The 25,999-nt window shown below is 61.8% G+C and carries 25 protein-coding genes; 10 read left to right on the top strand and 15 right to left on the bottom strand.

All coding sequences use genetic code 11. The features are described 5' to 3' along the window. The first annotated feature begins 536 nt into the window (after positions 1-536). Complete coding sequence (locus IEX85_RS21890; RefSeq protein ID WP_188862766.1) at positions 537-971, top strand: GlcG/HbpS family heme-binding protein; 435 nt, start codon at positions 537-539, stop codon at positions 969-971. 178 nt (positions 972-1,149) lie between these two features. Here the strand turns inward: IEX85_RS21890 and IEX85_RS21885 are convergent, their stop codons facing one another. The 8 genes from IEX85_RS21885 to puuE form a co-directional block, all read right to left on the bottom strand. Continuing rightward, entirely contained in the window at positions 1,150-1,521 is a 372-nt protein-coding gene (locus IEX85_RS21885) for a cyclophilin-like fold protein (protein WP_188862765.1), read from the bottom strand. 142 nt (positions 1,522-1,663) lie between these two features. Beyond that, entirely contained in the window at positions 1,664-2,281 is a 618-nt protein-coding gene (locus tag IEX85_RS21880) for a TetR/AcrR family transcriptional regulator (RefSeq protein ID WP_188862764.1), read from the bottom strand. 235 nt (positions 2,282-2,516) lie between these two features. After that, positions 2,517-4,028: a nucleobase:cation symporter-2 family protein gene (locus IEX85_RS21875; protein WP_188862763.1), complete on the bottom strand. Its 1,512-nt coding sequence runs from the start codon at positions 4,026-4,028 to the stop codon at positions 2,517-2,519. Positions 4,029-4,256: 228 nt separating this feature from the next. After that, positions 4,257-4,985 (bottom strand): DUF5020 family protein, encoded by a 729-nt coding sequence (locus IEX85_RS21870; protein ID WP_188862762.1) that lies wholly within the window; start codon positions 4,983-4,985, stop codon positions 4,257-4,259. A 218-nt stretch (positions 4,986-5,203) separates the two neighbouring features. Then, entirely contained in the window at positions 5,204-6,415 is a 1,212-nt protein-coding gene (locus tag IEX85_RS21865; protein ID WP_188862761.1) for a urate hydroxylase PuuD, read from the bottom strand. 315 nt (positions 6,416-6,730) lie between these two features. Continuing rightward, entirely contained in the window at positions 6,731-7,231 is a 501-nt protein-coding gene (locus tag IEX85_RS21860; protein ID WP_188862760.1) for an ureidoglycolate lyase, read from the bottom strand. An 88-nt stretch (positions 7,232-7,319) separates the two neighbouring features. Next, the gene (gene uraD / locus IEX85_RS21855) at positions 7,320-7,835 is read right to left on the bottom strand and encodes a 2-oxo-4-hydroxy-4-carboxy-5-ureidoimidazoline decarboxylase (protein WP_188862759.1); all 516 of its coding nucleotides are present in this window, start codon (positions 7,833-7,835) and stop codon (positions 7,320-7,322) included. After that, entirely contained in the window at positions 7,832-8,755 is a 924-nt protein-coding gene (gene puuE / locus IEX85_RS21850) for an allantoinase PuuE (protein ID WP_188862758.1), read from the bottom strand. Before puuE ends, uraD begins: the two co-directional genes overlap by 4 nt. Before the next feature lie 423 nt (positions 8,756-9,178). Here puuE and uraH point away from each other — a divergent pair, with 423 nt between their 5' ends. Then, positions 9,179-9,529 (top strand): hydroxyisourate hydrolase, encoded by a 351-nt coding sequence (uraH, locus tag IEX85_RS21845; protein WP_188862757.1) that lies wholly within the window; start codon positions 9,179-9,181, stop codon positions 9,527-9,529. 369 nt (positions 9,530-9,898) lie between these two features. Here uraH and IEX85_RS21840 read toward each other — a convergent pair whose 3' ends face one another. Further along, positions 9,899-10,159 carry a CG2 omega domain protein gene (locus tag IEX85_RS21840; RefSeq protein ID WP_188862756.1) on the bottom strand — a complete coding sequence of 87 codons (261 nt, stop codon included), beginning with the start codon at positions 10,157-10,159 and terminating at the stop codon, positions 9,899-9,901. A gap of 256 nt (positions 10,160-10,415) precedes the next feature. Beyond that, positions 10,416-11,729 carry an NCS2 family permease gene (locus IEX85_RS21835; protein WP_188862755.1) on the bottom strand — a complete coding sequence of 438 codons (1,314 nt, stop codon included), beginning with the start codon at positions 11,727-11,729 and terminating at the stop codon, positions 10,416-10,418. Between the two features lie 451 nt (positions 11,730-12,180). Here IEX85_RS21835 and IEX85_RS21830 point away from each other — a divergent pair, with 451 nt between their 5' ends. Continuing rightward, complete coding sequence (locus tag IEX85_RS21830) at positions 12,181-12,951, top strand: GntR family transcriptional regulator (protein WP_188862754.1); 771 nt, start codon at positions 12,181-12,183, stop codon at positions 12,949-12,951. Between the two features lie 288 nt (positions 12,952-13,239). Here IEX85_RS21830 and guaD read toward each other — a convergent pair whose 3' ends face one another. The 4 genes from guaD to xdhA form a co-directional block, all read right to left on the bottom strand. Further along, a complete protein-coding gene (guaD, locus tag IEX85_RS21825) occupies positions 13,240-14,547 on the bottom strand; it encodes a guanine deaminase (protein WP_188862753.1) in 1,308 nt (435 codons plus the stop codon). A 69-nt stretch (positions 14,548-14,616) separates the two neighbouring features. Beyond that, positions 14,617-15,453, bottom strand: coding sequence for a xanthine dehydrogenase accessory protein XdhC (gene xdhC / locus IEX85_RS21820; protein ID WP_229722057.1), 837 nt, complete (start codon positions 15,451-15,453; stop codon positions 14,617-14,619). A gap of 15 nt (positions 15,454-15,468) precedes the next feature. After that, positions 15,469-17,856, bottom strand: coding sequence for a xanthine dehydrogenase molybdopterin binding subunit (gene xdhB, locus IEX85_RS21815; protein ID WP_188862752.1), 2,388 nt, complete (start codon positions 17,854-17,856; stop codon positions 15,469-15,471). After that, positions 17,849-19,288, bottom strand: coding sequence for a xanthine dehydrogenase small subunit (xdhA, locus tag IEX85_RS21810; RefSeq protein WP_188862751.1), 1,440 nt, complete (start codon positions 19,286-19,288; stop codon positions 17,849-17,851). Before xdhA ends, xdhB begins: the two co-directional genes overlap by 8 nt. A gap of 417 nt (positions 19,289-19,705) precedes the next feature. On the opposite strand from xdhA, the gene rfbD reads away from it, so the two are divergent. Further along, a complete protein-coding gene (gene rfbD, locus IEX85_RS21805; RefSeq protein ID WP_188862750.1) occupies positions 19,706-20,617 on the top strand; it encodes a dTDP-4-dehydrorhamnose reductase in 912 nt (303 codons plus the stop codon). 132 nt (positions 20,618-20,749) lie between these two features. Here rfbD and IEX85_RS21800 read toward each other — a convergent pair whose 3' ends face one another. Beyond that, the gene (locus IEX85_RS21800) at positions 20,750-21,121 is read right to left on the bottom strand and encodes a SirB2 family protein (RefSeq protein WP_229722056.1); all 372 of its coding nucleotides are present in this window, start codon (positions 21,119-21,121) and stop codon (positions 20,750-20,752) included. Positions 21,122-21,261: 140 nt separating this feature from the next. Between IEX85_RS21800 and moaB the strand changes: the two genes are divergently transcribed. The 6 genes from moaB to IEX85_RS21770 all read left to right on the top strand — a co-directional run bounded on the left by moaB (position 21,262) and on the right by IEX85_RS21770 (position 25,903). Beyond that, the gene (moaB, locus tag IEX85_RS21795) at positions 21,262-21,798 is read left to right on the top strand and encodes a molybdenum cofactor biosynthesis protein B (protein ID WP_188862748.1); all 537 of its coding nucleotides are present in this window, start codon (positions 21,262-21,264) and stop codon (positions 21,796-21,798) included. Positions 21,799-21,801: 3 nt separating this feature from the next. Continuing rightward, the gene (locus IEX85_RS21790; RefSeq protein WP_188862747.1) at positions 21,802-23,022 is read left to right on the top strand and encodes a molybdopterin molybdotransferase MoeA; all 1,221 of its coding nucleotides are present in this window, start codon (positions 21,802-21,804) and stop codon (positions 23,020-23,022) included. A gap of 250 nt (positions 23,023-23,272) precedes the next feature. Further along, a complete protein-coding gene (locus tag IEX85_RS21785) occupies positions 23,273-24,400 on the top strand; it encodes a 1-acyl-sn-glycerol-3-phosphate acyltransferase (protein WP_188862746.1) in 1,128 nt (375 codons plus the stop codon). Positions 24,401-24,426: 26 nt separating this feature from the next. Beyond that, a complete protein-coding gene (gene moaC, locus IEX85_RS21780) occupies positions 24,427-24,906 on the top strand; it encodes a cyclic pyranopterin monophosphate synthase MoaC (RefSeq protein ID WP_188862745.1) in 480 nt (159 codons plus the stop codon). Positions 24,907-24,911: 5 nt separating this feature from the next. Next, on the top strand, positions 24,912-25,166 hold the full coding sequence (moaD, locus tag IEX85_RS21775; protein ID WP_188862744.1) for a molybdopterin converting factor subunit 1: 255 nt from the start codon (positions 24,912-24,914) through the stop codon (positions 25,164-25,166). Then, positions 25,163-25,903, top strand: coding sequence for a lysophospholipid acyltransferase family protein (locus IEX85_RS21770; protein WP_308425684.1), 741 nt, complete (start codon positions 25,163-25,165; stop codon positions 25,901-25,903). Before moaD ends, IEX85_RS21770 begins: the two co-directional genes overlap by 4 nt. The last annotated feature ends 96 nt before the right edge of the window (positions 25,904-25,999 follow it).

Raw genomic sequence — 25,999 nt, 5'->3', positions numbered from 1 at the left:
CGTACATCGGGTTGATCGCCGCGCCCGGCAGGCCGAAGGCGGTATCGATGCCTTCGCGCTTCAGAACTTCAACGGCTGCCTCGATCGCTCTCATCTTGGCCATTTATTGTACCCCTTAGGTTATGTTGATTGTGTACAAAATGGATTTGTCCGATTCTAGTCATGAGCTGACTGACAGGTCAAGTGCCCTGTTACTTAAGAAGAATGCGTTTTGCGACTGCAAAAAAGTAAATAAAAACAGTTACTTAAATTTAGTATTCTGCTTGTCTGGAATATATGTATACAAAAAAATAAATAAATTGGTTTCAGTTTATGTTGGCTTGAGCTATAGATGAACCAATGTTTAACGGCCCTTATGAATGCAATACGGGATTTCGTGTACTGGATATTGCTTATAACTGCATACACCTTTTGTGAGGTGTCTGCTGGTGGGGCCGGCTCCCGCGGTGATTTGCGGTGGAGCCCATGGCTGATTTCAAGGTGACTGGCCGCGGCGGGTCGCCAGCGAGTTTTCTTACCAACCGAGGATACGTGCTATGACAATCCTGAATCTGGAAAAAGCACTGGTAATAACGGAAGCAGCGTTGAAAAAAGGTCGCGCACTGGCGGCGGCGCCGTTGACGGTGTCGGTGCTGGACGCGGCGGGGCGGCTGATCTCGCTGCAGCGGGAGGATGGCAGCAGCCTGTTGCGTCCCGAGATCGCGACTGCCAAGGCCTGGGGCGCCATCGCGCTGGGCAAGCCATCAAGGGCGATAGCGGCGGACGCGGAGCAGCGTCCGGCGTTTGTCGGAGCGGTCAATACGCTGGCGCAGGGAAACCTGGTGCCGGTGCCGGGCGGGGTGCTGATCCGGGATGACGAGGCGCGGATCATCGGTGCGGTCGGCATCAGTGGCGATACCTCGGATATCGACGAGCAGTGCGCGATGTGTGGTATCGAAGCCAGTGGCCTGCGCCCGGACAACGGACTCTGACGGCCCTCGAGTAGCCGCCAGAGCCTGATAAAAACCCCGCAGCGTCAGTCGCTGCGGGGTTTTGTACATGGAGGTACTTATCCTGCGGACGCATGGATGCGTAAGAGCATGGATGTGCTTTCCTGAGAATTGCTCCTGCATTTTCAGGATTTCCACCACCTTGGCGGTCTCGCGAGTCTCAGGCTGCTTCGATGCGGATCGGGCAGCCGTCGGGGATGGCACGCAGCTCCTCGGGCGCGGCGTCGATGCGGCCGAACAGGTTCACCGGACTGGCGGCTCTGGGCTCGTCTGCGTGGCTGGCCGGTGTCGCGCCAAAGAAGATGCAGAAGGCATTGCCGGGCGGCCAGTAGGCGAGATCGCCGACCTCGACATCGGCGCGGGCATCGGCGGCTGCCTTCAGGCTGACCGGCGTCCGGAAATAGATCTCGTCGCCCCAGACGTTCGCCCGCCCCTCGATCGGCAGGGAAGCGAGAATCGCGGCGGCGGTGTCGGATTCGTCGAGGGCTGCGGTGAAGCTTTGACGGTCGGTGCTGATGCGGATTTTTGTCATGATTCTGTCCTCAGGTACGGATGGGCCGAGGCGTTAGATAATCAAATTATCAGGACAAAAATCAATAGCTTTGTATACAAAATAGGTGGGACTTTCTGAGGTGCCTTTCCGGGCTTCGGCGGCCGCGCGCCGCATCGAGGCCTCAGGCCTCGCAGGGTACGACTTCGCAGCCTTTCAGTACCATATCGGTAATCAGCTTGGCAGCGGCGTCGTAGTCCTGGGCGGCCAGTTTCTTGCGCCCGGTGATCTGCATGATCTGCCAGTCGAAATCCGCATAGGTCTGGGTCGAGGCCCAGATGACGAACATCAGGTGCTGCGGATCGACCGGCGCCATCCGGCCGTCATCGACCCAGCCTTGTATTCGCGCCACGCTGGCGTTGGCTTCGGCTTTCAGCTGTTCCCGGTGCTGTGGCGACAGGTGGGGCGCCCCGTGCATGATTTCGTTGGCGAACACCTTGGATGCGTCGGCATGCTCGCGCGATATGCGGATCTTGGCGCGAATGTAATCCTGCAGCGCCCGGGCCGGCTCATCCTGCTCGTAGATATGGCTGTTGGCTTGCAGCAGCGGCTCGATAACGCTGTCGAGCACGGCGCGGTAAAGCGCCTCTTTGGATTTGAAGTAGTAATAGATATTGGCCTTGGGCAGGCCGGCCTTGTCGGCGATCTCGCTGGTCTTGGTGGCGGCAAACCCCTTGTCGGCGAACACCTGGCACGCTGTTTTGATAATCAGGCGTTTATTGCGTTCGCGAATGGTGGGCATCTGATTTCCTTGTGCTGGCGTGGACGCCATGATCCGCCTGCAAGTCGGGACGGCGGGTTGGCGAACCATGTTACCACCGCGCTTTCTGACGGCTCAAGACGTGCGCCGGGCAAGGACGAAAACCCCGGACCCTGAGGGCGCCGGGGTTGAAGAGTCCGGAGAAAGTCTGCCTGCATCGACCGGGAGCCGGGACGCGCGCCCCGGGCTCCCGGCGCAGATGCGCCGGCAACACTCGTCAGGTCGCTTTCGGCGCTGTATCCATAAGCTGTTTGTCGGTGATGCCGTCTGCCCCGGCGTTGCGGGTTGTCCCTTCGACGGGCGGCTGCATCGCGTCGGTCGTGCTGCTGGCCGCGCTTTCCTCCTGGGGCGCGGTGGTTTCACCGGTGCTCGGTTCCAGCGGCAGGAAGAGATTGAGCAGAATTGCGCTGAGCGCGCCGATCGTCACCGGGGTGCCGAAGATGTTCTGTACCCACTTCGGCAGCGCCTGCAGCACTTCCGGGACTCCGGCGACGCCCAGGCCAAGGCCAATAGAAATGGCGATGATGAGCATGTTTCGGCGGTTCAGTTCGCTCTGAGCCAGAATCTTCACACCTGCGGTAGCGACGGTGCCGAACATGATCAGGGTCGCGCCACCGAGTACCGGCTTGGGCATCTGCTGCAGCACGCCGCCGATGACCGGGAACAGTCCAAGCAGTGCCAGAATGGCCGCGATGTAGTAGGCCACGCGACGGCTGGCCACCCCGGTGAGCTGGATGACGCCGTTGTTCTGACTGAAGGTGGTCATCGGCAGGCTGTTCATCGCCGCGGCGATGGAGGAGTTGACGCCATCGGCCAGTACGCCGGATTTGATACGGCGGATGTATACCGGTCCCGTAACCGGCTGGCGGGACACCATGGAGTTGGCTGTCAGGTCGCCGGTGGTTTCGATCGCAGTGACGACATAGATCACCGCCAGCGAGATGAAGGCGGCGAGGTCGAACGAAAAGCCATATTTGAATGGCTGGGGTATGGTCAGCAGCGGCAGCTCCGAGAGGCCGCTGAAATCAACCCGGCCAAGTGCCCAGGCTACAAGGAAGCCGACGGTCAGGCCGACAATGACCGCACTCAGGCGCAGCATCGGATGCCGGAAGCGGTTAAGCAGGATGATGGTGCCGAGCACCAGGCCGCCGAGCGTCAGGTTTTCCAGTGAGCCGAGGTCCTCGGCGCCGAAGCCGCCGGCGAAGTCGGTCATGCCCACTTTGATCAGCGACAGGCCGATGATGGTGATGACGGTGCCGGTAACCACAGGGGTGATGACTCGCTCGAGCTTGTGGATAAAGCGGCTGAGAAAGACCTCGACGAAAGCGGCGAGGAAACAGACGCCGAAGATCGTCGACAGTATTTCGTCAGGTCCGCCGCCGGCATTCTTGACGATGAAGCCGACGCTGAGAATCGTGCTCAGGAACGCGAAGCTGGTGCCCTGCACGCACAGCAGGCCGGAGCCGACCGGGCCGATGCGGCGTGCCTGGATGAAGGTTCCCACGCCGGAGACTACCAGCGCCATACTCACCAGGTAGGGGACCTCGCTGCCGAGCCCCAGCACGCCGCCGACAATCAGTGTCGGAGTGATAATGCCGATGAAGCTCGCCAGCACATGCTGCAAGGCTGCAAAGAAGGAAGGGCCCGGGCCGGGTGTGTCCTCCAGTTGATAGATCAGATCGTGGTTGACGGACGGGTTCGCCTCGGACCGTTCGTGTTTCGCTGTCATGGTAAGTGCCTACCCTCGTTATTGTTATCCTTCGGTGCGGCAGCAAGCTGTCGCGCTTGTAGAATGGGTTTTGACATGCTGACCAATTAGTCAGGTACTGGTCACTATAGGGTGAAGAGTAAAAACTGTCTATAGTTTGGTCTTTTTGTGTATACGATTTTATCCTGAAAGGTACTCATGCATGTGCGCGGTGCCAGAGAGCGCGGTTGCGCCCTCTGGCCGGTTGCGTCAGAAGTGCCACTTCAGCAACAGCGAGGCGTTGCGCTCATCCCTGTTCTGTATGCCGAACTTGTTGTTCCAGTGGGAATATTCGATGCCGACATAGAGTGGCTGTTTCAGTCCCAGGTGCTTGCCTGCATTCCATTTTAGCTGAGGCGTGAAGTTCATCTCGGAGGCATTGCTGTCCGAGCGGCTGCTCCAGTCGAGAAAGCCGTCGATCAGGAAGTCCGCGGTGCCCAGAGTGAAGGGATAGCCCCAGGTGAGCGTCAGCTGCTCGTCGTTGTCCCAGACATCGTTGCTGGCCTTGTACAGGTTGACGTTGAAGTAGCGGAAGCCCGGTACATCAATGGCGAATCCAAGCCCGTACAGGTAGTTGTCGAAGCCTTCACCGAACTCCCAGGTGCCGGCCAGCAGTACGTCGCTGACCGGGCCCAGCGACAGCGACCGGTCGGTGACGGAAGAGAGGCTCAGTCGCGGCGAGAACTCGCCGTAGGTCTCGCTGTCCGCCTTGCCCGGCATCAGGCGGTCGACGAAGAGGAAGGTGTCGCCCCAGCTATGGCCGCTGGCATGCTCGAAGGTCACGGTATCCATTTCGCCGTCCGGTGCGATCACCTCGTAGTCTTCGCCGTGAAGATAGCTGAGGCTGAAGTCGCTCCAGATCAGTTCGGCGTTGGCCGGGGTGGTCAGCGGCAGTGCGCAGACGAGCGCCAGGGCGGATACGGTTTTTTTCGCAGTCATTGCGGGTCCTTGTTTTTGTTGTAAATGACAGATACTGAATCTGACTCTTTGGTCAGGTATCGTTGTCATTTATACCCCAGTATTGGATACAAAATAAATACATTATGTGTTCTTTCTGGTGGCGTCATTGCTGCATTTTTTGCGAGGCCCTCTATCGGCAATAAAAAAGCCGGCCCGGGTTTCCCCGGGCCGGCTTTTTAAACAGCGGGTGCGGTGCGTTACTTGGCAGGTGCGCCGGCGGCTACCCAGGCGCCGATCAGATCGCGTTCTTCCTGGGTCATGTTGGTGATGTTGCCGAGCGGCATGATGTTGGTGGCCACGGCCTGGGCATGGATGCGGCCGGCCAGCTGCTGAATCTGTGCCGGTTCGTCCATGATCACGCCGCCCGGCGCGGCAGCGAAGGCCGGGCTGGTCGGGGTCGCCGAATGGCAGGTGGTGCAGCGTTCCTGGATGACGTTGAAGACGGTATCGAAGGATACGGCCGACGCCGCCTGCGCATGGCTGTCGTTATGGGCCGTGGCGGGTACCTGCGGTGCGGTGTTCGGCCGGGTGACGAAGGCCAGGACGATCATGCCCAGTGCCGCTGCCGGCAGGGTCCAGGCCCACTTCTGGCCTTCATGGCGGGTGTTGAAGTAGTGGCGTACCAGTACGCTCAGTACCGCAATGCCGGCCAGGATCGCCCAGTTCATGGCGCTGCCATAGGTGCTCGGGAAATGATTGCTGATCATGATGAACAGCACCGGCAGTGTCAGGTAGTTGTTGTGGCGCGAGCGCAGCAGGGCCTTGGCCGGCAGTACCGGATCCGGCTCGCGGTTGGCCTCGATGGCGCCGACCAGTGCGCGCTGCCCCGGCATGATGACACGGAAGACGTTGCCAACCATCATGGTGCCGATGATGGCGCCGACATGGATGAAGGCGCCGCGACCGCTGAACACCTGGCTCAGGGCCCAGGCCGCGCCGACCAGCAGCGCGAACAGCACCAGGCCGAGCAGGGCGGGCTTTTTGCCCAGCGGCGACTCACAGAGGAAGTCGTAAACGAACCAGCCGACGATCAGAGAGCCGATACCGATGGCGACGGCAGCGGCCGGGCTCAGGTCGGAACCCGGCGCGACCAGATACAGGTCGGCGTTGAGGTAGAAAACGATGGTCAGCAGTGCGATGCCGCTGAGCCAGGTGGCATAAGCCTCCCATTTGAACCAGTGCAGCTGTTCCGGCATCTTCGGCGGAGCCAGCTTGTATTTTTCCAGGTGGTAGATGCCGCCGCCGTGGATGGCCCAGAGGTCGCCGGAGAGGCCCTCGCGGGGATTGCTGCGGTCCAGGTGGTTTTCCAGCCAGACGAAGTAGAAAGATGCGCCGATCCAGGCGATGCCGAAGATCATGTGCATCCAGCGCACGGTAAGGTTGAGCCATTCGGTGATATGCGGATCCATAATTCGCTCCTCAGCTGCACCGACCCGATGCCGGGGGCCAGTGACTGAACCTGGGGTAAGCAGAAAAATGCTCCTGCATTCTCTGCACACAGACCGTCCATGGTCTAGTCCTTTCAGTGCGACTCCGCGTACTGTTCCCAGGCTCCAAATTGCTTCTTGTAGTCAGGTTGTCGGTTGATTCGCCGGCCGGGGCTTCGTCCTGAAGCGCACCGGTCCGGTGCCCCTGTGGCGGGGCTGCACCGGACTAAAGCCGGTGCGGTGATGCATCCCTTGTCTCACATTGGCAGCCGACACCGGGTCGCCTGCCGGAAAACGTCAGCCATTCGGGTCGAGCACGATTTCCTGGCTGGCGTCGAAATACACTTCGTCGCAGTTGTTGCCGGGGCCTGCCCGGTCGACCACCAGGAACTCGTCCTTATCGGTCAGCGCCAGAATCGGATGGTGCCAGACGCCGCGATGGTAGTTCACACCCTGGCTGCCGTCGCTGATGAAGGCCCGCAGGTCGGACGACTCGACGCTGTCACCGGCAGGCGCCACCAGGATCAGAAAGGGGTTGCCCCGCATCGGAATGAAGGCCTGGCTGCCAAGCGGATGGCGCTCCATCATCCTTACCGACAGCGGCATCGGCAGCTTGTCGGCGCGGAAGATACTGATGATCGGCGCGCCTTCGTCCCCGGTTTCGACTTCGGCCAGCCGGTGGTAGCGGCGGGTCGAGCCGTTATTGATCATGAAAAAATCATGCCCTTCGCTGGCGATGACGTCGCCGAACGGCTTGAAAGCCTCGATGGTCAGGGGTTCCACTGTCAGTTTGAGCATTTAGGCTTCAACCTTTCTTGCTGATATGTTTCTGGCAGCCCGCTGGCTGTCGGCTCCGATTGCAGTTCCGGCCTGGCCGCCAGCCGGCTTACATCGCCTGCAGGCGGAAGAGGGCGATCTTGTTGATCTCGGCGAGCGCGCGCTCGAATTCCTGCTCCGGGCTGTTGTGAATGCGCTCTTCGAATGCTGCCAGAATCTGGTGCCGGTTGCTGCCCTTGACCGCCATGATGAACGGAAAGCGGAACTTGTCCTTGTAAGCCTCGTTCAGTTCGGTGAAGCGGGCAAATTCTTCGGCGCTGCACTCGTTGATGCCGGCGCCCGCCTGCTCCGAGGTCGAGGCCGCGGTCAGTTCGCCGCGCACGGCGGCCTTGCCGGCCAGGTCCGGGTGCGCGTTGATCAGTGTCAGTTGGCGCTCCCGGTCGGCATTCATCAGTTGCGCGGCCATGCGTGCCTGCAGAGACTCGATCTCGTCCAGCGATGCATCGATGCCACTGTCCCAGGTCTGCTCGGCGACCCAGGCGGAGTGTTCGTAGATATCGCCAAAGCTATCGACGAACGCCTCGCGGGTCATGCTGCTGGGGGTGCAGGTCTGAAATTTGCTCACTTGCCGCTCTCCGGGTTGTAGGGGTGATGTTCGTGCCAGTGGCGTGCGATATCGACACGGCGGCTGAACCAGACATCGTCATGGCTGCGCACGTACTTGATGAATCTTTCCAGGGCGGCGAGGCGTGCCGGACGGCCCAGCAGACGGCAGTGCATGCCGATGGACAGCATTTTCGGAGCTTCCGCGCCCTCTTCGTAGAGTACGTCAAAGGCATCCTTCAGATACTGGTAGAACTGTTCGCCGCAGTTGAAGCCCTGCACCTGGGTAAAGCGCATGTCGTTGGTGTCCAGGGTATAGGGAATCACCAGGTGCCCCTTGCCGTCGTTGTCGACCCAGTACGGCAGGTCATCATCGTAGGCGTCCGAGTCATAGAGGAAGCCGCCTTCCTGCATGACCAGGTTGCGGGTGTTGGGGCTCAGGCGGCCGGTGTACCAGCCCTGCGGGCGCTCGCCGGCGATACGGGTGAGAATTTCGATGGCGCGCTGCAGGTGGTCGCGTTCCTCCGATTCGTCCATGTACTGGTAGTCGATCCAGCGATAGCCGTGGCTGCAGATCTCGTGGCCGTCTTCAACCATGGCGCGGATCACGTCGGGGTGGCGTTCGGCGGCCATGGCTACGGCGAAGATGGTCAGCGGAATGTCGTGCTTCTTGAACAGGCGCAGCAGGCGCCAGACACCGGCGCGGCTGCCATACTCGTACAGAGACTCCATGCTGATGTTGCGCTCGCCCTGCAATGGCTGAGCCGCGACCATCTCGGACAGAAAGGCTTCGGATTCCTTGTCTCCGTGCAGGATGCAGCGCTCGCCGCCTTCCTCATAGTTGAGCACGAAGGACAGGGCTATGCGGGCGTTGCCCGGCCAGCGCGGATGTGGCGGGTTGGCGCCGTAACCGATCAGGTCGCGTGGATATTCGTTGCTCACAGGGCGGCTCCTCGTCGATCTTGCAGCGAATGGATTGAACTCTGCTGCCGGTCAGTGCCGGTAAGCAGGGGTATGGCTTTATTGTATACAAATATTGAATCTCATTGTAAATAGTTTTTGTCTCCCGGAGTCTTGAATTTCTTTATATGTCAGGCATGAAAGCCTGCGGGAGCGGACGCAGAGTCAGGCCTCTGGCTTGATGAGCAGGCTTGCACCGCCTGTCGTCCGGTGCTTCATGGAAAGTTGTCGTGTTAATTGTGTACAAAAATGCAAAGAAGTGTTTATATTGATCCCGGGGCCGTCGCCGCTACTTCGGTAGCCGGAGCGGCAAGCACTGATCGATTCAGACGAAGAGGAGGAGAGGCACGTCGGAGCAGCCCGGGCATTCGCCCGCAGGAACCGGACCAGGACCTCTTGAACTTGATGGGATATTTGACGACTCACGTGCTGGACGCGGCCCACGGCCGTCCCGGCAGCGAAATCCAGATCGAACTTTACCGCATCGGCGACGAGCGGGAGCTGATCACCACCACCGTGACCAACGACGATGGCCGCTGCGACAGTCCGGTACTGGAAGGTGAAGCCTTTGCGCCCGGCGTTTACGAGCTCATCTTCAACGCCGGTGACTACTACCGCAGGCTGGGTGTCGAGCTGCCGACACCGGCCTTCCTCGATCAGGTAGTGCTGCGTTTCGGTATTGCCGAGCAGGACGAGCACTATCACGTACCGCTGCTGATTTCGCCGTACAGCTACTCGACCTATCGCGGTAGCTGATTTGGCGATTCTTTCGAAGAAGCCCGCCAGGTTCGCCTGTCGCGGGCTTTTTTGTACCCGATTCTTGGCACGCTGTTTAACGCTTTCAGCGAGATTGACGCGACGCAACGACCAGGGACTGTGGGAATCCTGACATTGCAGGAGCAAATATCAGGGAACCCATCAATCAGTCGGTTGGAGGCATAGTGCCGAACCGGCGCCCGAGATGGGTTGCACGACGCCCTCGCCGCATCGGTGAGGGGTACGCCGTGCCGAGGCGCCGCTCCACCCATCCTACGATTTACGTTTTTCCCGCTAAAGCGCGATGGGCCTAAAAAAAGCCCTCGCGGAGCTCCCGTGCGGGCTTTTTTGGTTCTTTACCGCAGGACTTTATTTCTTCTTGTCTTTTTTACCGTGGTCTTTATCGTGGCCCTGGCCCGGGTTGTCATCACCATGAACGCTGCGGTTTTCCTTGTCATCCTTGTCGAACTTGCCGGAACTGCAGTCGTCGGACTTCACCTCGATATTGTCGCCTTCCAGTTTCATGCAGTCTTTGCTGAGCTCGATCTTGTCGGTTGAAATGGTGATCTCGGCCTGGGCAAAAGACAGCGGTAACAGGGTGGCTGCAAGCAAAAGCCATTTCTTGGTCATAACATGCCTTCTCTAAATGGGTAGGTCGAATTCTTAGCCTAATTGAATATCACCGCTTTTCCACCCAGAGCCGACAGGCGGGCAGGCAGAGGTCCACGGCTGCTGCTGCATGCCTCGGTGCGCAGCCTCGATCGCCCGCAGAGGCCTATACCAGGCAGCTGCAGATACGCGGCAGCGCCTCACGCGCCTACGCCCGCCATACAACGAAAAAACCGCAGGGTCCCGGAGGACGCTGCGGTTGAGTGGAGGCAAAGGGTTACAGGAACACGAACTTGGCGACGAAAATGGCGCAAAGCACGTACATGGCCAGGGAGATACGGTTGGCCTGGCCGGTAAAGACTTTCATCACCGCGTAGGTGATAAAGCCCATGGCGATACCGTTGGCGATGGAGAAGGTCAGAGGCATCATCACGACAGTGACGATGGCGGGGATCATGTCGGTGTGGTCCCGCCAGTCGATACTGTGCAGGCCGCCCATCATCAGCATGGCGACATAGATCAGCGCGCCGGCGGTCGCGTAGGCGGGGATCATGCCGGCCAGCGGTGCCAGGAACATGGAGGCGGCGAACAGGATGCCGCAAACCACCGCGGTCAGGCCGGTACGGCCGCCGGCGGCGATGCCGGACGCGCTTTCAACGTAGCTGGTGACCGGCGGACAGCCGACCAGGGCGCCGACGACGCTGGAGCTGCTGTCCGCTTTCAGCGCCTTGCTCATGTTCTCGATATAACCGTCCTCGCGGATCAGGTTGGCGCGGTGCGCCACCGCCATCAGGGTGCCGGCAGTATCGAACATGTTGACGAACAGGAACGCCAGTATGACGCTGATCATGGCGACGTCGAAGGCGCCGGCGATGTCCATGGCCAGGAAGGTCGGTGCCAGGCTCGGCGGCATCGAGACGATGCCGGTGTATTCGACCAGACCCAGCGCCCAGCCGATGGCGGTGACCGCCAGGATGCTGATCAGCACGGCGCCGAAGACGCGGTGATGGGACAGCACGGCAATCATCAGGAAGCAGAGCGCGGCCAGCAGGACCGCAGGCTCGGTAAAGGTGCCCATGGTCAGCAAGGTCGCCGGGCTGTCGACCACGATGCCGGCGGTCTTGAGGCCAATCAGGCCGAGAAACAGGCCGACCCCCGCGCCCATGGCGAAGCGCAGGCTCATCGGGATGCTGTTCAGCAGCCATTCCCGTATTTTCCAGAAGCTGAGGATCACGAATGCCACGCCGGACAGGAAGACGGCGCCGAGCGCGACCTGCCAGTCATAGCCCATCTCCCCGACCACGGTGTAGGTGAAAAAGGCATTGAGCCCCATCCCCGGCGCCAGGCCGACCGGCCAGTTGGCGTAGAGGCCCATCAGGAAGCAGGCCAGGGCGGCACCTATGCAGGTGGCGACGAAGGCCGCACCATGATCGACACCGGCGTCGGCCATGATGTTCGGGTTGACGAAGATGATGTAGGCCATGGTCACGAAGGTCGTGACGCCGGCTATCACTTCTGTTCTGACGTTGGTCCCGTGTGCGCTCAGTTTGAAAAAGCGGTCGAGATAGCCAGCGTTTCGGTCTTCACTCATGGAATGAGCAGCAGCTTGTTCTTGTTCAATGCTCGCCACAACGCGTACTCCTAGCAGTTTTGGTGATACCGGCGCAGGCTGCAAGTCTGTCGAGGCAGCGCCGCTTTGGTACCGGGCTTGAATTTGGGGTCTGTATTATTGGTTTGTATACACTGGGTGCAAGGCTTTATCTAACTCCGTTCTCTGGTTCCGGTGGTAAGGGGAAGTAGGGGCAGCGCCCGTGAACCGCGCTTCGTGCGGCCGTGGCACCGGCTGCGGTGGTCCGATATCGGCTGCGCCGGCCCGGCGCGGGAAAATTGTACCGGGAGATTGTATCGGGAGATTGTCCTGAGAGTCCGTGTACAATCGGTCGCTTTCTGTGTACTATTTTCGGCATTCGCACAACTATATCCGGCTCGGGCCTGACGGGCCCTGATAGCGCGGAGTCTGAAACCGGACAGTGGTCAGCCCCATGAACGATCGTTTGCAGAACATCATTGGCGAGGATAGCGGCGCGCGCAGTGCCAGAAGCGGCACTCAGGATGACGTGGTCTACGCGCATATCTTCGACGCCATTCTCGAGCAGCGCCTGGCGCCGGGCACAAAGCTCAGTGAAGAGGCCCTTGGCGAGATCTTCGGGGTCAGTCGCACCATCATCCGCCGCGCGCTGTCGCGCCTGGCGCACGAGCAGGTCGTGCTGCTGCGTCCGAACCGGGGTGCAGTGGTGGCCGAGCCCAGTCTCGAGGAGGCACGACAGATTTCCTTTGCGCGCCGTATCGTCGAGCGCGCGATCACGGAGCTTGCGGTCGATCATGCAACCGCCGAGCAGATCGCCAGTCTGCAGCAGCTCGTCGACGACGAGCAGGCCTGCTTCGACAAGGGGGACCGCGGCTCCGGCATCCGCCTGTCCGGCGAGTTTCACCTGCAGCTGGCGCTGATGGCGAACAATGCGCCATTGCTGAACTTTCAGCGCAGCCTGGTTTCCCAGACCTCGCTGATCATTGCCCGCTACGAATCCGGCAATCGCTCGCACTGTTCCTATGACGAACACAACCAGCTGATCGACGCCATCAAGAAGCGCGACAAGGAGCGGGCGGTACAACTGATGATGCATCACCTGGATCATATCGATCATAAGCTCAACCTCCAGGACGATGGCGCCTCCGGCGACCTGCACGCGGTCTTCTCGCACCTGATCAAGGATCGCAAAGAGCCCAAGAGCCGGAAGAAGCGCGCCGGCTGAACGGCGCGCCTTGCTCCCGCCTATTTCGTAGGATGACCGCCATGGATGGCGGAAATCCTGAAATTGCATGGAGCAAATTTCAGGGGGGGGGAGCGGCGCAAACCGACCGGATATTCGATGCCGTCTCGGTATGGGCGCCGTGTAACCCAGCTTCGGTGTGCTATTCGGCTTGGAAGAGTCCGAGGCACTGATGGGTTGCGCCGCAAAAACTCCGCTGCGCGCTGACTCGTAGAGCCAGTGCGGCTTCACCCATCCTACGTTTACCATCGGGGTCCGCATCGTCTCGTCTCAATCGCGGCGGTGTACCGACTCGCCGGCGGCGAAGGTTTCGCGCACGGTGCGGTCGTCGCCGAGCATCATCAGCACGAACAGCTTCTCGTCCAGCGTCTTCGCCTGCGCCATGCGATAGCGCATCAGCGGTGTGGCGTTGTAGTCCAGCACCACGAAGTCCGCGTCGTTGCCGTTGGCGAAGCTGCCGATGCGGTCGTCCAGGCGCAGCGCGCGGGCGCCGCCGAGGGTCGCGAGATACAGCGATTTGAACGGGTTGAGCTTGGCGCCCTGCAGCTGCATTACCTTGTAGGCTTCGTTCAGCGTCTGCAGGATCGAGAAGCTGGTGCCGGCGCCGACGTCGGTGCCAAGCCCCACCCGAACCCTGTGCTGCTCCATTTTCGGCAGGTTGAACAGACCGCTGCCGAGAAACAGGTTCGAGGTCGGGCAGAAGGCGATCGCCGAGCCGGTTTCCGACAGGCGTTTGCATTCGTCGTCGCACAGGTGGATACCGTGGGCGAAAACCGAGCGCTCGCCCAGCAGGTTGAAATGGTCGTAGACGTCGAGGTAGCCGTCGCACTGCGGGAACAGTGATTTCACCCACTCCACCTCGTCGCGGTTCTCGGACAGGTGGGTGTGCATGTAGAGGCCTTCGTACTCCTGCAGCAGCTGTCCGGCGGCGGCCAGCTGCTCGTTGCTGCTGGTCGGCGCAAAGCGCGGGGTGACGGCGTAGTGCAGGCGACCCTTGCCATGCCAGCGCTCGATCAGCTCGCGGCTGTCGTTGTAGCCGGATTCGGCGGTGTCGGTCAGATAGTCCGGCGCGTTGCGGTCCATCAGCACCTTGCCCGCAATCATGCGCAGATTGCGTTGTTGCGCGGCGCCGAAGAAGGCGTCGACCGACTGCTTGTGCACGGTGCCGAACACCAGCGCGGTGGTGGTGCCGTTGCGCAGCAGCTCGTCGAGAAACACCCCGGCGACTTCCGCGGCGTGCGCCGGGTCGCGGAAGGCATTCTCGGCCGGGAAGGTATAGTTGTTGAGCCAGTCCAGCAATTGCTCGCCATAGGAGGCGATCATGCCGGTCTGGGGGTAATGAATATGGGTGTCGATGAAGCCGGGCGTCAGCAGCGCGTCCGGGTATTCGATCACCTCGGTGCCTTCCGGCAGGTGCGCCAGCAGAACAGCGGCGTCGCCGAGTGATTCGATCTGGCCGTCGGTGACGACCAGCAGACCGTCCTCGTAGTATTCGTAAGAGGCTTCGAGCCCGACCTCGGCCGGGTCGCCAATGCTGTGAATGATGGAGGCGCGATAGGCCTTGCGTGCAGCAGTCATGCGCTTTCGGTTCTCTCGTTGTTAAAGCGCCCGCCCGAACGGGCGTGCGCGAATGCGTGATTTGCGGATTCAGGCCGGTCGGCAGATGCTCAGCCGCTGATCGTCCGTTTTCGGCTTCTTCTGTTCACCGAAGTCGGCGTTGTAGTGAGCGATCACTTCGCCGGCGACGGCGATCGCGATCTCGGCCGGCAGCTTGCCCTTCACCTGGGGGATGCCCATCGGGCAGATCATGCGCTCTAGCATCGCCTCGCCGATGCCGCGGGCCTTGAGACGGTGCTCAAAGCGCTTGCGCTTGGTCCGGGAGCCGATCAGGCCGAAGTAGTCGAAGTCGCCGCGCTTGAGGATACGCTCCGACAGCTCCTGGTCGAGCTGATGATTGTGGGTCAGCACGATGTAGTAGCTGTGCGGCGGCATCTCGTCGACTTCGTCGACCGGGAATTCGTTGACCACCTTTTCCACACCGTGCGGTATCTCTTCCGGGAACTCGTTGTCCCGCGAGTCGATCCAGCGCACCTTGCAGGGCAGGCTGGCGAGCAGCGGCGCCAGCGCACGGCCGACATGGCCGGCGCCGAACAGGGCGATCTGGATCGCCGGCTGCAACACCGGCTCGAACAGCAGCGTGGTGGCGCCGCCGCAGCACTGGCCAAGGCTGGCGCCGAGGGAGAACTTCTCCAGACGCACCTCGCTGTCGCCGTCGACCAGCATCTGGCGGGCGATCTTCATCGCCTTGTGCTCCAGGTGGCCGCCCCCAATGGTCTCGAAGGTGCGGTCGGCGGTGACGACCATCTTCGAGCCGCTGTTGCGCGGTGTCGAACCGCGCTCCTCGAGAATGGTCACCAGGACGCAGGACTCGCCCTTGTCGCGCAGCTTGTTCAGCGCACTGATCCAGTCAACCCTGTTCATCATCGGTCTGCCCCCAGGTCAATCGACTGTTTCGACGACGGCGTCCCGTGCCATGGCTTGTTTTATCTTCTCGACCCCCCAGAGCACGCGTTCCGGCGTGGCGGGAGCGTCGAGCAGTGGCGCAAAGCGGTAGTCGCCGACGCTGGCGACCGCATCCTGCAGCGCGCACCAGGTGGCGATGCCGAGCATGAACGGCGGTTCGCCGACGGCCTTGGAGTTGAAGATGGTGTCTTCCTTGTTCTTGCGGTTTTCGACCAGTTGCACGCGGAAGTCCGCCGGCATGTCGGCGACGGCCGGAATCTTGTAAGAAGCCGGGCCGTTGGTGGCGAGACGCCCCTGCTGGTTCCATACCAGCTCTTCCATCGTCAGCCAGCCCATGCCCTGGACGAAAGCGCCCTCGACCTGACCGATGTCGATCGCCGGGTTCAGCGAGGCGCCGACGTCATGCAGGATGTCCGTGCGCAGCATGCGGTATTCGCCGGTCAGGGTGTCGACCAGCACCTCGGAGCAGGCGGCGCCGTAGGCGAAGTAGTAGAACGGGCGACCGCGGGCCTTTTCATGGTCGTAGAAGATTTTCGGCGTGCGATAGAAGCCGGTGCTCGACAGCGACACCTGGTTGAAGTACGCCAGCTGAATCAGCTCCTCGAACGGCAGTACCTGCTCGCGTACCCGCACGTGGTTGTTGCGGAACTCGACATCCTCTTCGGTGACGTCGAAGTGACGGGCGGCGAAGGCCACCAGGCGGTTACGGATGGTGATCGCCGCGTTCTGCGCCGCCTTACCGTTAAGATCGGCGCCGCTGGAGGCTGCGGTCGGCGAGGTGTTGGGTACCTTGTCGGTGTTGGTCGCGGTGACCTGGATGCGGTCGATGTCGACCTGGAACTCCTCGGCGACCACCTGGGCGACCTTGGTGTTGAGGCCCTGGCCCATCTCGGTACCGCCGTGGTTCAGATGGATACTGCCATCGGTGTAGATATGGACCAGCGCGCCCGCCTGGTTAAGGAAGGTGGCGGTGAAGCTGATGCCGAATTTCACCGGCGTCATCGCGATACCTTTCTTCAGAATCGGGCTCTGGCGATTGAACTCGGCGATCTCGCGGCGACGGCGCTGATACTCGCTGCTGGCTTCGAGCTCGGCGGTCAGCTCGGCGATCTGGTTGTCTTCCACGGTCTGGTAGTAGTGGGTGACGTTGCGATCTTCCGTGCCGTAATAGTTGTGTTTGCGTACATCCAGCGGATCCCTGCCCAGGGTGCGGGCGATATGGTCCATGATGCTCTCGATCGCTACCATGCCCTGGGGGCCGCCGAATCCGCGGTAGGCAGTGTTGGACGCCGTGTTGGTCTTGCAGCGATAACCGGTGACGGTGGCGTCGCCGAGATAGTAGGCGTTGTCGGCGTGGAACATGGCGCGGTCGACGATGGAGCCGGACAGGTCCGGCGAGTAGCCACAGTTGCCGGCCAGGGTCAGGTCGATGCCGTGCAGGCGACCGTCATCGTCGAAGCCGACGTCGTATTCGACGTAGAACGGATGCCTTTTGCCGGTAATGGTCATGTCGTCGACCCGCGGCAGGCGCATCTTGGTTGGCTGGCCGGTCAGGCGGGCGATCACCGCGGCCATGCAGGCCGGGCCCGCAGCCTGGGTTTCCTTGCCGCCGAAGCCGCCGCCCATGCGGCGCATGTCGACCATCACCTTGTGCATCGGCACATCGATGACCTCGGCGACCAGCTTCTGAATCTCGGTCGGATTCTGGCTCGAGGTGTAGACGATCATGCCGTCGTCTTCGGTCGGGATCACCGATGAGATCTGGGTCTCGAGGTAGAAGTGTTCCTGGCCGCCGATATGCAGGCTGCCCTGCAGGCGGTGCGGCGCGCTGGCCAGGGCCTTTGCCGAGTCGCCGCGCTTGTGCTGATGGCTGTCGAGCACGAAGTGCTTTTTCTTCAGCGCCTCCTCGACGCACAGCACCGGCTCCAGGTCCTCGTATTCGATCACCGCGGCCATCGCCGCCTTGCGGGCGGTTTCCAGGCTGTTGGCCGCCACCGCGATCACCGGCTGGCCGACGTATTCGACCTTGCCGTCTGCCAGCAGCGGGTCGCCCGGAACGACTGCGCCGATATCGAGCTGCCCCGGCACGTCCTTGCTGGTGATGGCGATGCGCACGCCCGGAATCTCGTAACAGGGGGCGGTGTCGATTTTCAGGATGCGCGCGTGCGGCCGGTCGCTGAGGCGGGCGTAGACGTGCAGCTGATTCGGGAATTCGAGACGGTCGTCGATGTAGACGGCTTCGCCGGAAACATGTTTGCCGGCGCTCTCGTGCGGAATCTTGCGACCGACGCCGGTTTTCAGGTCCTGGCGCACCAGGGCCATCATCTCTTCCTGGGTTCTGGTGGTCTTGTTGTGATTAGACATGAGCGGTCACCCGTATAGCTTGCTCAGGGGCGCTGAGTTCCATTTTGTACTTGCGCAGCAGGTTGCCGGCGATCAGCAGGCGGTACTCCTTGCTGGCCCGGAAGTCGGAAATCGGTGCGAAATCCTCCGCCAGTGCCCTGACGGCAGTTTCGAGCGTCTCGTCATCCCACGGCTTTCCGAGCAGCGCCTGTTCGCAGTGACGGGCGCGCTTCGGGATAGCGGCCATGCCGCCAAAAGCGATTCGGGCATCGGTGACGGTGCCATCCTCGAGCTGCAGGTTGAAGGCGCCGCAGACGGCGGAGATGTCGTCGTCCAGACGCTTGGAAATCTTGTAGACGCGGAAGTTGTTCTCGGTCGGTGCCCGCGGCACGATGATTTTCTCGATGAACTCCGATTCCTGCTGCACCGTGACGCGGTAGTCGACGAAATAGTCTTCCAGTGCGATGGTGCGGCTGCTGTTGCCCTGGCGCAGTACGATATTGGCGCCGAGGGCAAGAAGGGCGGGTGGCGAGTCGCCGATCGGTGAGGCATTTCCGATATTCCCGCCAAGGGTACCCTGGTTGCGGATCTGCAAGGATGCGAAACGGTGCAGCAAGTCTGCAAAATCCGGGTATTCGCGGCTCAGCACGTCGTAGCAGTCGGTCAGCGGCACAGCGGCCCCGATCTCGATGCGGTCGTCGAAGGTGTCGACGGTTTTGAGCTCGGCGACGTTGCCGACATAGATCATTACCGGCAGACGCTTGTGCATCTGGGTCACTTCCAGCGCCAGGTCGGTACCGCCGGCAAGCAGACGGGCATCCGGGTGAGTCACGTAGAGCTCGGCAAGGTCGGCGACCGTCAGCGGCGTGAAGCTGCGGTTGTCGGCGCCGTTGAGCTCGCAGGTTGCATCCGGCTGGATCTTGCGCAGCTGTGCCAGAGTGGCTTCGTGCTGACGGTCGAACTGATCCTGGGAGCCTGCCTTGCAGCTCTGTTCGGCGGCGTCGATGATCGGGCGGTAGCCGGTGCAGCGGCAGAGGTTGCCTGCCAGGGCTTCTTCGGTGGCGGCCTTGTCATAGCCTGTACCGTTTTTCTGCAGCGCGAACATGGACATCACGAAACCGGGGGTGCAGAAGCCGCACTGGGAGCCGTGGCAGTCGACCATCGCCTGCTGCACGCTGTGCAGCTGGCCATTGTCCTTAAGCCCCTCGACGGTGATCAGCTGTTTGCCGTTCAGCGAGGCGACGAAAGTCAGGCAGGAGTTCAGGGTGCGGTAGCGGATGCGGTCCCCCTCCAGCTCGCCGACAACGACGGTGCAGGCGCCGCAGTCGCCCGAGGCGCAACCTTCCTTGGTGCCGGTTTTGCCCAGGTGCTCGCGCAGGTAGTTGAGAACCGTGACGTTCGGGTCGAGGTCCTGCTCCACCCGCAGTTCCTGATTGAGTAAGAACCTGATCAAGGAAAACCTCCTGCTTGTACTTGTGTTCGGTCAAGATCGTATGGCTCGACTCTATTGCGTTTCTGACTCCAGAGTCAAGAAAAAGCTGACTCAAGAGTCAGAAATAATTTGGATGTCACAGTCGGCCTGAAAGCCCTGCGTCGCCATCGTCGCATGCTGCAGTGCGGCACGGTGGTGGAGTGACAGCAGAGACGGTCGTGTCGTTTGCTGAAAGTATAGATGTCACGGTCGTTGAGGGGCGGGGTATCGGAGGTGTTTGCAGGTGCGTAAACAGGCGATATGCTGGAGGTCGTTGCCGGTGAATATGCGTTCTGCTCTGTACTGTCGCCGGAGGTTCTGTGGTAAGGTGAATTTTCTTCAACTTGCGCATTTTTCGGGTTAATCAAGTTCCCAGGGGGGAGGGTCGCATATCCCATTATGGCCAGTGATTCTTACAGTCGGCCGGTCAGGATTCTGATCACCGGGGCTAACGGACAGGTCGGGCGTGAGCTGGTCAGCCAGGCGGGAAACGACGGCTTTTTCGAGATCGTCGCCCTGGGGCGCAAACAGCTGGATATCACCGATGCCGACGCTATCGGGCGCGTTCTCGACGAACGACAGCCGGATTACGTCGTCAACTGTGCGGCGTTCAACCGTGCAGATGCCGCCGAGCGGCAGTCCGAACACTGCTTTCGCCTCAACGCCGAGGCGGTGGGGCTTTTAGGGAAGGCCTGTGCGTCGCGCGGGATTCCGTTGCTGCACCTGTCCACCGACTACGTTTTCGACGGCCACTACGCCAGCGGTTACAGCGAAAACGACGCCGTACATCCGCTGGGCGTCTACGGCGCCAGCAAGTGGCAGGGTGAAGAACTGCTGCGCAGAGTGCATCCCCGGCACATCATTCTCAGGGTCAGCTGGGTTTTCAGCGGCGGCGGCCACAATTTCCTGATCCGCTCGCTGGAGCAGGCGCGTCAGGAGACCGAGCTGGTGGCGGTGGACGATCGCCGTGGCTGCCCGACGGCCTCGACCGATGTCGCGCGGGTGCTGATTGCCATTCTCAAGCAGCTCGCAAGCGGTGCCGGCGCCTGGGGCACCTACCATTACTGCGGCGCCGAAGTGACCACCCGATACGCCTTCTGCGAGGCGATCATCGCCACCGCCAGCCAGTACGAGCAGCTGCGGGTCGAACGTCTGGTGCCGGTATCGAGCAAGGATTTTCACACCGAAGCGGAACGCCCGGCCACCTCTGTGCTCAAGTGCCGCAAGCTGCTGAGCACCTTCGGCATCCGCCAGCGGCCGTGGCGCAACGAACTGGTCGCCGTGCTCCGCCACCTGTACGAGCGTTTTTGATCCCTCCGAACGCGCTTCGGTTTATTCGAATGTAGGGCACCTTGAGCGAAGCGAAACGTGCCGCATCAGACGGTGCCGTTCGCAAGCTCAGGGCACCCTACAAATTGAACCAGCGACGAAGCGAGCCGGAACTCAGCTCCACGGTGTCGGGTCGTGGCTGACCGCCACCCAGGCGATATAGCCAAAGGTTGCCAGGGCGGCGAAAAACGCCAGGGTGCGGGTCCCCTTGCTCCGGCCGCGCTTAAGCGCGATCATGCCGAGCGCGATATAGGCGACGAGTGCCAGCAGTTTGGCGGTGAGCCAGCCGTTGACGAACGGATACTGCTGGATGGTCAGTACCAGGCCGACGGCGCTCAGCAACAGCAGTGTGTCGATCAGGTGGGGAATAATCCGCACCCAGCGCTGGTTGAGCAGACGCGACCCCAACATCATCCAGTATCCGCGCAGCATGAACAGGCAGATACTGAGGGTGACCATGGTCAGGTGCAGGTGTTTGAGGGCCATGTACATATGACGTTTTCTCGCTTCCTTGTCTTATGGGGCATTGCCCTGAAGGGCAAACGGGGCGCCATTGTTGCCCAGATAGCGGCCCGGTACCAGAGTCATTCTACGAGTTTTCAGATAAGCTTTTTCAGGAGAGCAGCATGGCACAGAGCAACAGCGCGGCCGAGTTCGTGGCGCTAAACATCGCCGTACTGACGGTGTCCGATACCCGTAACCTGGAGACCGACACCTCCGGCCAGGCGCTGGTCGAGCGCCTGCAGGAGGCGGGTCACCGGCTGCAGGCGCGGAGCATCGTCAAGGACGATGTCTACCAGTTGAGGGCGCAGGTGTCGCAGTGGATCGCCGACCGGGACGTGCACGTGATTCTGACCACCGGTGGCACCGGCTTCTCGCATCGCGATTCGACGCCCGAGGCGCTGGCGCCGCTGTTCGACAAGGAAATCGAGGGCTTCGGCGAGCTGTTCCGCAGCCTCTCCCACGACGAGATCGGCACCTCGACGATTCAGTCCCGGGCGCTGGCGGGGCTGGCGAATGGCACCCTGATCTTCTGTCTGCCGGGTTCGACCGGCGCCTGCCGGACCGGCTGGGATCGCATCATCGTCGAACAGCTCGACAACCGTCATCGACCCTGCAACTTCGTCGACATGCTGATGCGTCACGCGCAGCAGCGGGGCTGAGCGATGGAGAGACGCGATACCAGACCCGGGCTGATACCCGTCGAGGAGGCAATAGAGGCGTTGCTGGCCGACGTCAACCCGGTGGCAGAATCGGAAACGGTAACGTTGATGCAGGCGCTGGGCCGGGTACTGGCGGAGTCGCCGCAGGCGGCGGTCGACGTGCCGCCGGCCGATAACAGCGCCATGGATGGTTATGCCTGTCGCTGTGCCGATCAGGCGCAGGCCGGCTGGCTGCCGGTGAGTCAGCGCATTCCTGCAGGTGTCGCACCGATGCCGCTGGAACCCGGCACCGTGGCGCGTATCTTTACCGGCGCCGAGATTCCTGCCGGCGCCGATGCTGTGGTAATGCAGGAAAATGCCGAAGTCGATGGCGGCCGGGTGCGATTTACACGGGAGCCGACGGCGGGCGAGAACATCAGGGCCCGGGGGCAGGATATTGCCGCGGGCAGCGGCGTGGCGGCGGCCGGTACTGTGCTGGGGCCTGCCGATCTGGGGGTTCTGGCCTCGACCGGCATCGCCAGCGTGAAGGTGGTGCGTCCGTTGCGCGTCGCGCTGCTCTGCACCGGCGACGAGCTGGTCGATCCGGGGATGCCGCTGGCGCCGGGTCAGATCTACAACTCCAACCGCTACCTGCTTGCCGGTCTGCTGCAGGGGCTGGGTTGCGAGGTGCTGGATCTGGGCCGGGTGGAGGACAGCGCTGCTGCGACCGAGCGGGCGCTGACTGAAGCGGCACGCGGGGTCGACTGTATTCTCAGCACCGGCGGAGTTTCGGTCGGCGAGGAGGATCACGTCAAAGCGGCGGTCGAGAAGCTCGGTGAACTGCGGCTCTGGCGACTGCGCATCAAGCCGGGCAAGCCGCTGGCCTACGGTCGGGTACGGGGAGTGCCCTTCTTCGGCCTGCCGGGAAACCCGGCCTCGGCGCTGGTGACCTTCTGCCTGCTGGCGCGGCCCTATCTGCGGCGCCTGCAGGGGGCTGCGGTCGAGCCACCGCTGTCGCTGCAGGTTCCGGCCGGCTTCAGGCGACCGCAGCCGGGCAGCCGGCAGGAGTACCTGCGGGTGCGGCTGGAGGGAGGACGGGCAGTGGCTGCGCCGAACCAGAGCTCAGGCATCCTCTCCAGCGCAAGCTGGGCCAACGGGCTGGCGGTCATTCCGCCCGGCGTGACGGTTGCCGAGGGCGATCCTGTCGGCTTTATACCCTTTTCCGAGCTGCTCGGGCCCGGCTGAATGGATACCGCACCGCCATCTTTATCGTCGAATGAGTCTGGCCAGGTGCCAGCCGACGACAAGGCGCCCTTGGCGCCTATGGCGGGTTACGCGATGCCCGACCGATGGCAGAGCCGGACGCCGAGTGCCATTGCAGCGCTAACCCGCCCTACGCGTCCGGCTGACAAACCTGCCGCGTGGCGCTGCAAAGGCGCCGCGCAGCGGGTAAAATAGCGCCTTTTTTATCCACAGACGGTAACCAGAGAACAGCATGAGCGACAATTCCGCGCTGCAGGATCCGTTCCGGGAGATCCGCCCGTACCGCGACAGCGAAGTGTCCGAGGTATTGAACGGGCTCTTGTACAACGACGAGTTCATTCGCGCCATTGCCCGTTATCAGTTCCCGCGGCTGGCGGGGGTGTGCGGTTTCCTGGTGCGCCCGCTGGTGCGTATGGGGCTGGCGCGCGCGGTCGGCGATGTCGAGACCATCCGCGACTTCCAGCAGCTGGTGGCGAAGTACATGTCGAAGATGATCGCGCGTACCACCACCCGGCTGAGCTGCTCGGGGCTCGAACAGCTCGATCCCGACGAGGCCTACCTGTTCGTTTCCAACCATCGCGATATCGCCATGGATCCGGCGTTCGTCAACTGGATGCTGTACAAGGCCGATATGAATACGGTGCGCATCGCCATCGGCGACAACCTGCTGCGCAAGCCCTATGTCTCGGATCTGATGCGGCTGAACAAGAGTTTCATCGTCAACCGTTCGGCCAAGGGACGGGAGATGATGACGGCGCTGAACCAGCTGTCCGCCTACATCGATCACAGTATCGCCGAGGGCGAGTCGATCTGGATCGCGCAGCGCGAGGGCCGCGCCAAGGACGGCAACGACCGTACCGATCCTGCGATCCTGAAGATGTTCTACATGGCGCAGCGCAAGAAGCGCTCCTTTTCCGAGGCCATCGAGCGGCTCAATATAGTGCCGGTCTCGATCGCCTACGAGTTCGATCCCTGCGATCGCGCCAAGGCGAAGGAGCTGTATGCGCGTGCCAGCGCCGGCAGCTATGAAAAGGCCCAGTACGAGGATATCAACAGCATCGTTGCCGGGATTACCGGTCAGAAGGGTCATGTTCACGTGGCCTTCGGCGCGCCGATTCGGGGTCAGTTCGAGTCGCCGGAGGAACTTTCCGCATTCATCGATCGCGAGATCATCGGTCATTACCACCTGCATCCGTCCAACCTGATTGCCGCCGGTGAGGGCGACGAGGTGACGGCCGAGCAGCGTGCCGCTTTCGAAGCGCGCATGGAGGGGCTGAGCGACGGCGAGCGGGAGATCATGCGGCAGATGTATGCCAATCCGGTGATCAACAAGCGCAGGCTGGAAGCCGAGGCGGTCTGAGCGACAACTACAAGAGGGCAGGGCCTATGAGCGGTCTGACACACCTGGATGAAAAGGGACACGCACGCATGGTCGACGTGTCCGAGAAGGCGGTCACGCACCGCGAGGCGGTGGCGCGGGCCGAGGTGCGCATGCTGCCGGAAACCCTGGCGCTGATTCTAAGTGGCGGGCACAAGAAGGGGGACGTGCTCGCGGTGGCGCGAATCGCCGGCATCCAGGCGGCCAAGCGCACCTCGGAGCTGATCCCGCTGTGCCATCCGCTGATGCTGAGCAAGGTCGAAGTCGAGCTGGTGCCGGTCGAGGCCGACAGCCGTATCGACATTACCGCGACCTGCAAGCTGGCCGGTCAGACCGGAGTCGAAATGGAAGCGCTGACCGCGGCGAGCGTCGCCGCGCTGACGCTCTACGACATGTGCAAGGCGGTCGATCGCGGTATGGTGATCGGTAACGTGCGGGTGCTGGAAAAGCAGGGCGGCAAGAGCGGTCACTGGAAACTTGAGGAGTAAGCGAAATGTTGCAGCTGGTATATTTCGCCCGGGTTCGCGAGCAGCTCGGCGTCGATCAGGAAGCGCTGGCGCTGCCGGCCGGGGTCGAGCGGGTCGGGCAGCTCGTCGATCACCTGGTGGCCGAACGCGGCGAGGGCTGGTCCCGGGTGCTCAAGGCACCGAACCTGCTGGTGGCGGTGAATCAGGAGATGGTCGACCTGCAGGCGGCATTGAAGGATGGCGACGAGGTGGCCTTCTTTCCGCCGGTGACCGGAGGATGAGCATGCCGCAAGCGACGCCGATGCAATACCTGCGTGCGACCCTGTATTACGCCGGCTTCTATCCGGTGACCATTCTGTATTCGTTGATTTGTCTGCTGCTGGGGCCTGTGCTTCCGTTTCGTGCCCGCTTCACCCTGTTTACCGGCATCAATTATTTCTACATGCTGTGGCTGCGTATCTGTTGCGGCGTGCGGGTCCGGGTCGAGGGACGGGAGAATCTGCCGAACGACGGCAGCGCCTTCGTCGCGGTGGCCAATCACCAGAGCGAATGGGAGACCCTTTACTTCCAGACTCTGATCCGGCCGCAGGCCGTAGTGCTCAAGCGCGAGCTGCTGAAGATTCCGTTCTTCGGCTGGGCGCTGGGCATGCTCAAGCCGATCGCGCTGGATCGCAGTCAGCGCCGCGGCGCGCTGAGACAGCTGATGGCGCAGGGACGGGAAAAGCTCGAGCAGCGCATTCCGGTGCTGATTTTCCCGCAGGGCACCCGCGTCAAGGTCGGCGAGATGGGCCGCTTCAACAAGGGCGCCGCGATGCTGGCCGTGGACAGCGAGGTGCCGGTGGTGCCGATCGTCCACAATGCCGGCCGCTACTGGCCCGGCAAGAGCTTCGTCAAGCGTCCCGGCACCGTCGAGCTGCGCATCGGCGCACCGGTCGAGACCCGGGGGCGCAGTGTCGAAGAGGTGCATGCGGAGGTCGTCGGCTGGCTGGAGCGGGAGATGCGCGCCATCGGTGCCTGATAGGTGCCTGATATAAGCGGTTACGAGTTACGGGTTACGGGTTACGCGTGACGGGTAGCCCATCACCCATCCTGCGATTTCGCAATTTTCACGCTG

The sequence above is a fragment of the Marinobacterium nitratireducens genome (assembly GCF_014645375.1).
GTDB classification, from domain to species: domain Bacteria; phylum Pseudomonadota; class Gammaproteobacteria; order Pseudomonadales; family Balneatricaceae; genus Marinobacterium_A; species Marinobacterium_A nitratireducens.
This window is presented reverse-complemented; position numbering and strand designations above follow the sequence as displayed.